This window comes from Marinarcus sediminis (SeqCode), assembly GCF_048571275.1.
GTDB lineage: Bacteria > Campylobacterota > Campylobacteria > Campylobacterales > Arcobacteraceae > Marinarcus > Marinarcus sediminis.
Window position 1 is genome coordinate 1327722 of sequence record NZ_CP182357.1, and the last position, 12988, is coordinate 1340709.

8 protein-coding genes and 1 rRNA gene are annotated in these 12988 nt (G+C 34.3%); 5 read left to right on the plus strand and 4 right to left on the minus strand.

Translation table 11 applies throughout. The features are described 5' to 3' along the window. Window positions 1-5 precede the first annotated feature (5 nt). The 4 genes from ACNI3C_RS06645 to ACNI3C_RS06660 all read right to left on the minus strand — a co-directional run bounded on the left by ACNI3C_RS06645 (window position 6) and on the right by ACNI3C_RS06660 (window position 5935). Window positions 6-2150 carry a transporter substrate-binding domain-containing diguanylate cyclase gene (locus tag ACNI3C_RS06645; protein WP_419769038.1) on the minus strand — a complete coding sequence of 715 codons (2145 nt, stop codon included), beginning with the start codon at window positions 2148-2150 and terminating at the stop codon, window positions 6-8. Window positions 2151-2313: 163 nt separating this feature from the next. Then, the gene (locus ACNI3C_RS06650) at window positions 2314-3312 is read right to left on the minus strand and encodes an ABC transporter ATP-binding protein (protein ID WP_419769039.1); all 999 of its coding nucleotides are present in this window, start codon (window positions 3310-3312) and stop codon (window positions 2314-2316) included. Between the two features lies 1 nt (window position 3313). After that, window positions 3314-4915, minus strand: a complete 1602-nt coding sequence (locus ACNI3C_RS06655; protein WP_419769040.1) for an ABC transporter permease — start codon at window positions 4913-4915, stop codon at window positions 3314-3316. Window positions 4916-4927: 12 nt separating this feature from the next. Then, complete coding sequence (locus ACNI3C_RS06660; RefSeq protein WP_419769041.1) at window positions 4928-5935, minus strand: Fe(3+) ABC transporter substrate-binding protein; 1008 nt, start codon at window positions 5933-5935, stop codon at window positions 4928-4930. A 210-nt stretch (window positions 5936-6145) separates the two neighbouring features. Here ACNI3C_RS06660 and ACNI3C_RS06665 point away from each other — a divergent pair, with 210 nt between their 5' ends. From ACNI3C_RS06665 to ACNI3C_RS06685, 5 genes are all read left to right on the plus strand, one after another. Beyond that, a complete protein-coding gene (locus ACNI3C_RS06665; protein ID WP_419769042.1) occupies window positions 6146-8497 on the plus strand; it encodes a methyl-accepting chemotaxis protein in 2352 nt (783 codons plus the stop codon). 186 nt (window positions 8498-8683) lie between these two features. Beyond that, window positions 8684-9253, plus strand: a complete 570-nt coding sequence (locus tag ACNI3C_RS06670; RefSeq protein WP_419769043.1) for an anthranilate synthase component II — start codon at window positions 8684-8686, stop codon at window positions 9251-9253. Then, on the plus strand, window positions 9253-10455 hold the full coding sequence (locus ACNI3C_RS06675) for a glycosyltransferase family 39 protein (RefSeq protein WP_419769044.1): 1203 nt from the start codon (window positions 9253-9255) through the stop codon (window positions 10453-10455). Before ACNI3C_RS06670 ends, ACNI3C_RS06675 begins: the two co-directional genes overlap by 1 nt. Before the next feature lies 1 nt (window position 10456). Then, window positions 10457-11107: a pilus assembly FimT family protein gene (locus tag ACNI3C_RS06680; RefSeq protein ID WP_419769045.1), complete on the plus strand. Its 651-nt coding sequence runs from the start codon at window positions 10457-10459 to the stop codon at window positions 11105-11107. Window positions 11108-11373: 266 nt separating this feature from the next. Further along, window positions 11374-12890 (plus strand): 16S ribosomal RNA (locus ACNI3C_RS06685). Window positions 12891-12988: the final 98 nt, after the last annotated feature.

The window sequence follows — 12988 nt, forward strand, 5'->3', positions numbered from 1 at the left end:
GCAGCTTATTCTGCTTTAATGCTATTTTTCCCATTCTCTTTAACTTTGTACATCAAATCATCTGCACGTTTTAACATACTGTTTTCATCGTCATCGGGATAATATTGAGTTACACCAAAGCTGCAGGTGACATGGGAGTTGATTTTAAAGCTAAAAGTGTTGATGGCTTTTTTTAAATTTTCTGCAACAATAATGGCATCTTTAAGTTTTATCTCGGGGATAACAACTAAAAACTCTTCTCCTCCCCATCGACCAAGTGAGTCAGTTTCTCGTAGGTTTTTTTTGACCAAAGCAGACAAATCTTTTAAAATCGTATCCGCAAGGTGATGTCCAAATGTGTCATTGATTTTTTTAAAATCATCAATGTCAAAAAAGATGATAGACAAAGGACGCTTGTATCTTTTCGTTAATGACAGTTGCATTTTAAAAATAGCATCTATTTTTCTTCTGTTATAAATTTGTGTGAGTGAATCAATGGTTGCGGCACTGTAGAGTTTTGTTTCTATGATTTTTCGTTTTTTAATCTCGGCACGTAATCTGTAATTATAAAATGCAAAAATACAGATAAAAGCACACAGAGGAAGACCCACTTTATACAGCAGTGTGTAATCAATGGAGGTTTCATACTGAATATGAAAATATTCTTCTTCAATATCACTGATGGTTTTTTCACTGAATTGAGCTGTGATTTTATTGATAATAGGCAAGAGTTCTTGATATTTTTTATTGAGCATAAATTGTAAAGCAAACTTAAACTCGGTGGTGCCTGTTATTTTAATATTAGAAAGTGAATGGTTTTTAATCGTATAAATCAAATTGGGAACAATATCAATCGCAGCAAAGGCTTGACCTTTTGAGACCAAATCAAGTGCGGTGGTTATATCTTTGACTTCTATAAAATTGATGTTGGGATATTTATCTTTAATGAGGGTTGAAAGGGTAGAATGTTTAGGAATTATGACGGTTTTTCCATTTAATTCTGACGTTGAAGCAATGAAGTTTTCATTATTTCTTGTTGCAATTGCAAATTTATATTGCTTCATTGGATGCGTGTAAAGCATGTTAGAGTCGTTTAAATCCTCTTCAGAAATGACCAGTTTTAAAGAGGCCGTTCTGTTGAGCTCTTTTTTTACAACTTTAGGGTTTTTAATGATTTCAACGGAGGATTTTGTGGGAAGTTTTTGAGCAATGGTCTGTATAATATCCATTCCAATGCCATTGATTCTATCCCCGTTAGAAATATAAAAAGGTTTGCTCTCATTAACAATAAATTCAACGCTGTTTTTTGATAAAAACTCTTTTTCTTCTTTGTTGAAAAGCACCAAGTCTGTCGTATAAACAAAATCATTTAAAATGGTATGGGGATTATTGGTAAAACCCAAGACAGAATAAATTTTCCCTATCTCTTTGATTTTATCCAATGAAATTTTGCCCAAATTACCTTGATCAAATTCGGCTAACTTTTTAAGGGTGTATGCTTCAAAAAGCAGCGCATCCACGCTTTTATTTTGAGGATTATATTTGTTGTAAATGATATTAACCGTTTCACCTATGTTATTGAAAGCGTATGTCCAACCCTCTAAAACAGCTTGATTAAAGTTGTAAACATCGTGGGGATGTTCTTCTAACTCTTTGGTTGAAGTAAAGAGTGTATCTCCGTAAAAATCAAAGCCATAATCAGCTGGATTGAGAACATTATAAGGGATATTTTTTAAATTCAAAACATAAGGTTCATTGGACAAATAACACCCCATTGCATCTGTTTTACCATTGATTAAATCATTGATATTATAAGAGTGCAGTTGGAAATTTAAGTCATTTAAATTGATTCCAGTGCTTGAGAGCATGGCATGAATAGAGACAGTGGTGCGGGCATCGGTGGTAATCATAATATTTTTATGCATCAAATCTTTTGGGCTTTTTATGCCTGATTTTTTTAAAGTAAGTAATACCAAAGGTGAGTGTTGAAAAATGGCAGAGAGCAGAACGATTTCTTTTCCATTGAGTCGGTCTATAATTAAAGAAGAACGACCAATGGCGTAATGGGTTTTTTGGCTTAAAACATCTTCAATGATATCAACATCATCATTGATTTTTTTGATCTCAACATCTAACCCATGCGCTTTAAAATACCCTTTCTCTTTGGCCATATAATATCCAGCAAATTGAAATTGATCCAGCCACAAAAGCTGAAGAGAGACTTTTCTTATGTTCTCTTGCGCAAATAAAGTTTGCAGTAACAATGGCATAATGATTAGGAGGCAAAAGGTCTTCATAAAATAATTATACACAAAATATGAAAAAAAACTATGTTTATATTGTGTTTACAAGCAAAATATCTTTTGGGTCGATCTCTAAATAGATGTTTTTTTTATCATGCAATTCAAAAGTTGTATCTACATTAAGCGTGATGTGTGTTTTTATTATCTCTTGAAATGTCAGTGTCACTTCAAAATAATCCCCACAATAAGAGAGTTTATCAACACACATTTTAAAAGGGGTCATGTTTTGTGAAATTTTGCAATGATGGGTTCGAATGATGGGGGTTTGATCTGTTTTAATTTTCAAATTAAAATGATCCACAACTTCTTTGGGCAAAATATTAATATCACCAAGAAACTTGGCGACGTATAAGTTGATGGGATGATGATAAAGCTCTTGTGGTGTACTAAATTGCACCAAAGTTTTATTTTGGATTACACCAATTTTATCCGAAATACTCAATGCCTCTTTTTGATCGTGAGTGACTAAAATAGCACTCAAACCTAAGTTTTTGATGACATCTTTTAGCCAAAGTTTTGTTTTGTTTCTCAAAATAGAGTCCAGATTAGAAAAAGGTTCATCTAAGAGTAAAATTCTAGGATTATAGGCAATAACTCTTGCTATTGAGACTCTTTGTTGCTGTCCTCCTGAAAGTTCATGAATCTGCTTGTTTCGGTGCTCTACTAAGTCAAACTGTTTTAAAAGTTCATCTACTCGACGCTGTTTTTCTACTTTGGAAAGAGAATATAGGGCAAAACCAATATTCTCTTTGACATTTAAGTGAGGGAACAGCGCATAATCTTGAAAAATGTATCCAATCTCTTTATGACAGCTTGAATGATGGTTTAACAAACAGGTTTCATTGAGGTAAATTTCACCCTCATAATGTGTTTGTAATGAGGCAATACTTCTTAAAATGGTACTCTTCCCACTTCCACTGGGACCCAAAATTGTTACGATTTCACCTTCTTTCACGTCAAAAGAGAGATTTTTTAGAATCTCCATATTGCCAAATGATATACCAAAGTTTTTTACTTGAATGCCTCTCATCTTAATCCTTAATCATTTTTTTTGCTAATATTAAAACTGAAATAATGCCCAATCCTACAATAAACATCGCAGGAACACTTGATTCAATTACTTGAGATTGCATGACCAATTCATGCGTTAAAACAGCCAACGTGTCATAATTAAATGGGCGTAAAATCATGCTCAAAGGAAGTTCTTTGATAACTTCAATAAAGACTATGATAAAAGCAGCCGTTGAAGCATTTTTTATCAGAGGCAATATGATGGATTGAAGGGTTTTTGTTTCTGAAATATTCATGGTTTTACATGCATCATCATAGGTGGTTGGGATTTTTGAAAACCCCGATTCATAATTGTTAATGGCAATGGCTAAAAACCGTACACAATATCCAAAAACAAGCGCAATAAGTGTGCCACTGATTAAAATATTTATGTTAAAAATATGGAAAATAAATGAATCCAGTAAAGCAAAAAAACTCAAAATTCCTACAGCAATAACTGCACCTGGAATGGAGTAACCCAATTTAGCCAGTTGTGTTAAGGTGTCTGAAAATCTGTTTTTGCTGCTTCTTACATTGTATACAAAAAGAAATGCCAATAATGTTATAAGCAACGCGCTTCCTGCTGCAATGGCAAACGTTTGGATTAAAATGGTGTAAAAACTCTCATCCAATACCTCTTTGTATGAGAGTATAAACCAATACGACATTTGACTAAACGGCAGCAAAAATCCCAGAAAAAATGGAACAAAACAGGCAAAAAAAGCCAAGATATTTTTAACGCCATGAAGTTTGATTTTCGAAATGGGTTTGAAATCTTTTCCACTGCTTTTGTATTGAATGTTTTTGCGTTGAAATCGTTCTAAGAATATGAGTAAAAATATACAAAGCATTAAGATACTTGCAAGCTTTGAAGCATCTTCTACACTGCCCATTCCCAGCCAAGTTCGGAAAATTCCCGTTACAAAAGTAGCCACTCCATAATAATCCATAACACCAAAATCAGAAACGGCTTCCATGACGGCTAAAATAACACCTGCAACAATCGCTGGTCTTGAAATGGGGATAATGACCTTGTAAAAAATTTGCCATTGAGTTAACCCTAAAGTTTTAGAAGCATCAATAACCGAAGCCGATTGGGCTCTCAAATAGGTTTTTGAAATCAAATAGACATAAGGGTATAAGACCAAAGACATCACAATAATTGCCCCTTCAATGGACATGATGTCAAAAAAGTTTACTTCACTTATGGTGGTATTAAAAAGAGTTAACATAGCTGTTGTTACACTCCCTGTAATATCAAACATACCTCCGTAGATGTAAGCAACGATATACGTGGGAAGTGCAAAAGGTAAAATCAAGCCATAGTGAAAAAATTTTGAAAAACTGAAGCTATAAAGGGTGGTTAAATAAGCAGTAGTAAATCCAATGATGGAAGTTAAAACAGCAACACCGAACATAATATAAAGCGAATTGAGAATATATCCCAACAATAAACTCTGCTTTAAATGTTCCCAATTGGCGGAATTGGGTAAAAAAAGATGCGACAATATTATCAGTGCTGGTGTGGATAAAAGCAGTGTTAAGACAACACTGCTTAAGGTTAATTTATTGATATGCTTCAATGTTTTTTTTCTTTATTTCCAATTGGCATTGTCAAAAATTTGCACGGCACTTTTGTTGTTTTCACCTAAAGTATTCATTGAAATGTCATCGTCTGTAAATGTTCCCCATGAAGTCACAACTGGACTGGCCGTTACTCCTTTTATAACGGGATATTCGTAATTCGCTTCAGCAAAGAGTTTTTGCGCTTTTTTTGAAGCTAAAAATTCAATAAACTTTATGGCATTATCTCTATTGGGAGCATACTTTGCAACCCCAGCGCCACTGACATTGATGTGTGTTCCTCCCTTTTCAAACACAGGAAAGAGTATTTTGATTTTTTTAACTGCTTCTGCTTGGGATGCTTCTTTATTATTGACCATTTTACCGATGTAATAGGTATTTACAATTCCAATAGAACCAATTCCATTGGCAATGGCTCTTGCTTGATAAGTGTCATTCCCTTTGGGGTCATGTGCCATATTTGCCACCACCCCTTTTGCCCATTTGAGGGCATACGCTTCATCATGATGTGCAATAACTGCGGCTAGAAGAGATTGATTGTAGACATTATTTGAAGACCGAATCATAATTTGACCTTTAAATTTAGGATCGGCTAAATCTTCATAGGTTTTAAGTTCATTGGGCACATTTGAACCAAGAGCGTAAATGACAACTCTGGCTCTTTTTGTCAAACCAAACCACTCATTGTCTTTATCTCTGAGTTTAGAGGGAATATTTTTTATTAAATATTGTGATTCAATGGGTTGTAATAATCCTCTGCTTTTGGCTTGAAAAAGGCCTGCTGCATCAACAGTAATTAAAACATCGGCAGGTGAATTTTGACCTTCACTCTCTATTCGTTTAATTAAAGCACTTGCGTCTGCTTTAACCACATTGACTTTAATGCCAGTTTGTTCTTCAAACATTTTAAAGAGTTGTTTATCTGTGTCATAGTGTCGGTGAGAGTATATATTTACTTGGGAAGTTGCCAAAAGATGAGTTACAAAAAGTAAAGTTCCTAGAGCTATTTTTTTAAACATCGTGTTCCTTTAATATATTGATAATTATTATTGAAATTATAGATACAATTAACTTAATTACTTCTTAATTATAAGAATGATTATCACTTTTAATTTATTGAATTTATAAAAAATTACTTTAACGTCACTTGATTTAATCGGACTTTTTAATTTAGAATAATATTTAACTTAGATGTGGTATAATTTTTTTAATATACATAAGGATGACATATGAAATCGTTAACAATTAAAAGCAAATTGCTATTAATTATTATAGCTACAATCATTTTAGTGGCTTTGTTAATTGCAATAAAAGCAATATACTCTTTAAACAGCTTGACACAAGAGAACATTGAAGCATACAAAAAAAATGCGTATGAAATGCAAGAAAAAGAGTTGGATTCGTATGTGAATTTTGCGAAAAATGTTGTTATAGAGTATGAAAAAAAATCGGATGTTCAAATCATTAAAGAGAACATGAAAATTGATTTAGAAGGACAAACCAACTTTTTATTTCATATGCTGGATAATCTTCACAATAAACTAAAAGGTAAAATTCCAGAAGATCAACTTAAACAAGCTTTACTTGATGCCATAGGTTCTGCTCGATATGGAAAAAATGGAGGGTACTTTTTTGTCTATAACGAAGATGCCGTTGTTTTAAAACACCCAATTAATCCTGCTGTTGAAGGGAAAAAATACACCAAACCTCATATCTTAAACTTTATTAATTTAGCCGTAACTCAAGGGGAAGGTATGGTTTCTTATGAGCAAACTGTACCCAATAAACCACCAAGAGAAAAAGTGGCATACGTTAAATTGTTTAAACCGTATAAATGGATTATTGGAACGGGAGCTTATGTTGATAATGTTACTGCTTCATTGAAACAAAAAGCCTTGGATGAGATTGAACTTATGAAGTTTGGTAAAACGGGGTATTTTTATATTTATGATTACAATGGTGTGAACTTAATGCATGGAAGTAAACCAGAAACAGTCGGCAAAAATCTTATTGATATTAAAAGTAAAAAAGGCGTTTATTTTGTCAAAGAGCTCATTGAAGCTGCAAAAAAAGGTGGGGCTATTGTTAAATATGATTATGAAAAACCCAACGATACTAAATTGTATGAAAAAATTGGTTATGCAACAGGCTTTGATAAATGGCAATGGATGATAGGAACAGGGGCATATTCTGATGAAATTGAAGCCCATATTGCCAAAATGCAAAAAGAGTCAGATGAGAAAATCACTTCAATTGTTTGGGGGATTGTACTGATTGCTTTGATTGTCTCTGTTGTGATTGCTCTTTTTGTTATCTTCTTTATTAATAAACAAATTACTCAACCATTGAGTTCATTTCAAACAGGGTTGTTAAATTTCTTTAAATATTTAAATAAAGAGACAAAAAGTGTTGATAAAATTATTGTTGAAAACAAAGATGAAATTGGTTTAATGGCCAATATTGTCAACGGTAATATAGAAAAAACAAAACTGCTCATTGATCAAGATGAACAAGTCATTAATAATGTTAAAGCCGTCGTTACGGATGTTAATGCAGGTTATTTAAGCAATAGGGTGATACAAAAAACGGAAAATGAAGGCTTAGAAGAGTTAAAGAATATTTTTAATTCCATGTTGGATTCTATTTCAAGTAAAATTAATACCGATCTTAACGCAATTGATACGGCATTAAATGAGTTTAAAAATTTAAACTTTACACACAGAATAGACAATCCTAAAGGTCGAGTAGCCGAGGCTTTAAATTTATTAGCAGATACCATTAATGAGATGTTGGTCAATAATATGCAAAATGGACTTAATTTAGAGCGTACTTCAAAAGAACTTTTAAATACAGTTGCAACATTAAATACCGCTTCAAATGAGTCTGCTGCTTCTTTAGAAGAGACAGCTGCTGCCTTAGAAGAGATTACTTCAAATATTGCCAGCAGTGCTCAAAATATTTTAAAAATGGTTTCATTTGCAAATAAATTGTCGGCATCTGCTCAAGATGGAGAAGCATTGGCCAATAAAACAACCCTCTCAATGGACAGCATAAATAATGAAGTTACTGCAATCAGTGAAGCCATCACTGTGATTGATCAAATTGCATTTCAAACGAATATTTTATCTTTGAATGCTGCTGTTGAAGCTGCTACTGCAGGAGAGGCAGGAAAAGGGTTTGCTGTTGTTGCAGGAGAAGTAAGAAATCTGGCTTCAAGAAGTGCTGATGCAGCAAAAGAGATTAAAGAGTTGGTTGAGAAAGCAACGGTTAAAGCCAATGAGGGGAAAACCATCTCAACTCAAATGATTACAGGTTATACTGAATTAAAAAATAATGTGCATGAAACTTTAGAGTTAATCAAAGGGGTTGAATCGTCAAGTCAAGAGCAAAAAACGGGAATTGAGCAAATCAATGATGCCGTTACAGCACTAGACAGACAGACACAAAAAAATGCCAGTGTTGCTAACTTGAGTAATGAGATAGCCGAAGAGACACAACAAATTGCTGCAAAAATTTTGGAAGATGTTGAAGAAAAAGAGTTTATTGGGAAAAATCAAGTCACATTAAAAGAGAAAAAGTAGTCTCTTAACTTTTTTGTATCAAGCGGCTTGATTTCCTATGTATCGTATCGTGTGTAAAAACAGAGTAATTAATTTAAAAACAAATCAATAATGGCTATAATGCTATTTTGGTAAACAACACAATTTAGAAAACACATAAACAGAGAAAAGGCCTTTTATTTTAGGCAGTTGAGGAAAATTTTTAAAATGATTTTAATGATTGATAATTATGACAGTTTTACGTATAACATTGTTCAATACTGTTTGGAACTGGGTGCTGATTTAAAAGTAATCAGAAATGATGAATTAACCGTAAAAGAGATAGAAGCACTTAATCCTGAAAAAATAATCATATCTCCAGGTCCTGCTACACCTACAGAAGCTGGTGTGTGTTTGGAGGTTATTGAGTATTTTCAAGATACAAAACCTATTTTTGGCATCTGTTTAGGTCATCAAAGTATTGCACAAGCTTTTGGAGCAGAAATTATTCGTGCAAAAAATTTGATGCACGGAAAGATTTCAAAAATAAAGGTGATTCACGATACGGCTATTTTTAAGGGATTACCTGAAGAATTTACACAGACCAGATATCACTCATTAAGTGTAAAAGAGGAGAATATGCCTTCTGTTATTGTCCCAACTGCGCGGAGTTTAGATGACGGTGAAATTATGGCGTTACAAATCGAAGGCAAACAAATTTATGGTGTACAGTTTCACCCAGAATCCATTATGAGTGAATACGGGTATGAAATGATAGATAACTTTTTAAAATTATGATGTTATTTGGTTCGAGTTGGTATACAAAAGCGTTTATATTAACTCTTACACTGTTTACGATTGTGCTGTTTTTTGTGGCCGATACATTAAGTATCAGTTACCATGAAGCCGTTATTTTTTATGATACACGAAATCTGCTCTATTTTATTACCCATTTTTTTACTGATATTTTTGGACACAATAACATTGCTTTAAGGGCACCATCAATTCTTTTTTATGATTTGAGTGTTGTTTTGATGTATATGTTAACAAAAAATTATTTCAAACATGAGAGTGATCGATTTATTGCTGCATTGATTTTCATGTTTTTACCTGGAATTATTGGCGCATCTTTATTGGTCAATAACTCGATTATTGTGATTTTTTGTACCGTTTTATATTTATACTATTATAAGGTGTATGCTAAACATAACTACTATATGCTTGTCATATTTTTGTTTATTGATAACTCCTTTGCTATTTTATTTTTAGCACTGTTTTTTTATGCATTTCAAAACAGAGAGAACAGACTTTTTATTGTCTCGTTGATCTTATTTGGTTTATCTATGTACATATATGGGTTTGATACGACAGGAAAACCAAAGAGCCATATTCTTGATATGTTTGCCATATATGCTTCTATCTTTTCTCCTTTGATTTTTTTATACTTTTTTTATGCGATGTATCGCATTGGTATTAAAGGCAAACGTTCAATTTTTTGGTATATCTGTATTACGGCATTGATTTTTTCATTCTTGTTATCCTTTAGACAAAAAATATATATCGAAGATTTTGCCCCTTTTGTTATTATTACTATTCCCATCATGGTTAAACTCTATTTTCACTCATTACGAGTAAGATTAAAACGATTCAGAACCAAGCATTATAATATTGCGTATATCTCTTTTTTCATTCTTTTTTTGAATGTGTTTGTTATTTTATTTAATAAGCCATTGTATTTAGCACTGAATCATCCTCAAAAACATTTTGTTTATAACTATCACTTCGCCCAAGAGATTGCAACAATCTTAAAAGCCAATGGTATCAATGATGTTGCATCCAATAACAAAAGGTTACTCAAACGGTTAAAATTTTATGGTATTCGTCAAGGTGAGTATAATTTTATCTCTTTAAACCGATTAAATATATATGATAAGAAATTTCAAATTAATTATATGAATAAAAATTTACTCAATGTTTATTATGTGGATTTAAAAAAATAAAATGAAATCCGTTCCACCAAAATCGTTTACACTCTTAGAGATGATTTTGGTGGTGGTTATACTCTCAATTGTTTATGCTGCATTTATACCCAAAATGAGTACAGAAAAAAACAGACTCAATTTGGCTGCACAAAGAATTGTTTTATACCTAAATCAAACAAGATATCAAGCCATGATTGATGATATGTTTGATCCCCATGATAATTTATGGCATAAAAAACGCTGGACGCTTAAATTTTTGCATTGCAGTGATGAAAAAGATGGCATATATTATAGTATTTACAGTGATAAAAACAGAACAGGACAAATTAATAAAGATGAGTGTCTCAAAGATCCTTTAACCAATAAATATGTATACAGTCATAATGATTGTAAATTAACCAAAGATAGAAGCCGTTTTGTTTTCTTAACCAGAGAGTTTGGTATTACAAATGTGAATGTCAGTTGTAATAAGACAACTACTATAGGGCAACTCTCTTTTGGATATGATGGGAAATTGTATTCAAAACTCTCTGCCGATGAAAATGATCCTTTTAACTATCTTGTAACAAAATCTTGTGAGATCAGTTTAAGCAACAGTAAAAATGAGACTGAAATAATCACTATTGAGCCTATTACTGGCTATATTCATATAAAATCGAATGAAAAGTAATAAAACTTTACAAATTTAAGTAAAAGTTAAGAGGAGGGGCTTGACAAAGGGTAAAAAATTGTCTATAATTCCCGTCCAATTTCAGAGGAACTGGAGATAAGTTCTGAAGGGATTAAGTTCTTTAAAATAAATGGTTAGAGAAGATATAATCTTTGTAAACCGAATATATACTTAAAACAAAAAGAAGAATAGAAGAATTCTTCGTCTAAACAATGAGTGATAATTTTGTAATAAAATACAAAAATGTCAGTTTCAAACGAACATAATTTATGGAGAGTTTGATCCTGGCTCAGAGTGAACGCTGGCGGCGTGCTTAACACATGCAAGTCGAACGAGAACGGATTTAAGCTTGCTTAAATTGTCAGCTAAGTGGCGCACGGGTGAGTAATATATAGGTAACGTGCCCTAGAGAAGAGGATAACAGTTGGAAACGATTGCTAAGACTCTATATGCCTTTATCACAAAAGTGAGCAAGGGAAATATTTATAGCTCTAGGATCGGCCTGTACGGTATCAGTTAGTTGGTGAGGTAATGGCTCACCAAGACAATGACACCTAACTGGTTTGAGAGGATGATCAGTCACACTGGAACTGAGACACGGTCCAGACTCCTACGGGAGGCAGCAGTGGGGAATATTGCACAATGGACGAAAGTCTGATGCAGCAACGCCGCGTGGAGGATGACACATTTCGGTGCGTAAACTCCTTTTATATAGGAAGATAATGACGGTACTATATGAATAAGCACCGGCTAACTCCGTGCCAGCAGCCGCGGTAATACGGAGGGTGCAAGCGTTACTCGGAATCACTGGGCGTAAAGAGCGTGTAGGCGGGTTAATAAGTTTGAAGTGAAATCCAATGGCTCAACCATTGAACTGCTTTGAAAACTGTTAACCTAGAATATGGGAGAGGTAGATGGAATTTCTGGTGTAGGGGTAAAATCCGTAGAGATCAGAAGGAATACCGATTGCGAAGGCGATCTACTGGAACATTATTGACGCTGAGACGCGAAAGCGTGGGGAGCAAACAGGATTAGATACCCTGGTAGTCCACGCCCTAAACGATGCACACTAGTTGTTGCCATGCTAGACATGGCAGTAATGCAGTTAACACATTAAGTGTGCCGCCTGGGGAGTACGGTCGCAAGATTAAAACTCAAAGGAATAGACGGGGACCCGCACAAGCGGTGGAGCATGTGGTTTAATTCGACGATACGCGAAGAACCTTACCTGGCCTTGACATAGTAGGAACTTTCCAGAGATGGATTGGTGCTAGCTTGCTAGAACCTACATACAGGTGCTGCACGGCTGTCGTCAGCTCGTGTCGTGAGATGTTGGGTTAAGTCCCGCAACGAGCGCAACCCTCGTGATTAGTTGCTAACAGTTCGGCTGAGAACTCTAATCAGACTGCCTACGCAAGTAGGAGGAAGGTGAGGACGACGTCAAGTCATCATGGCCCTTACGGCCAGGGCTACACACGTGCTACAATGGGGTACACAAAGAGCTGCAATACGGTGACGTGGAGCAAATCTCAAAAATGCCTCCCAGTTCGGATTGTAGTCTGCAACTCGACTACATGAAGTTGGAATCGCTAGTAATCGTAGATCAGCAATGCTACGGTGAATACGTTCCCGGGTCTTGTACTCACCGCCCGTCACACCATGGGAGTTGAATTCATTCGAAGCGGGGATGCTAAAGTAGCTACCTTCCACAGTGGATTTAGCGACTGGGGTGAAGTCGTAACAAGGTAACCGTAGGAGAACCTGCGGTTGGATCACCTCCTTTCAGAGAAGACTTAAGTCATTTGTTTGACTTAAGCACAAATAAGTATATGTTCGGTTTATAAAGATTATAGAAGCCATGGATTGTAGAGACCAAATATA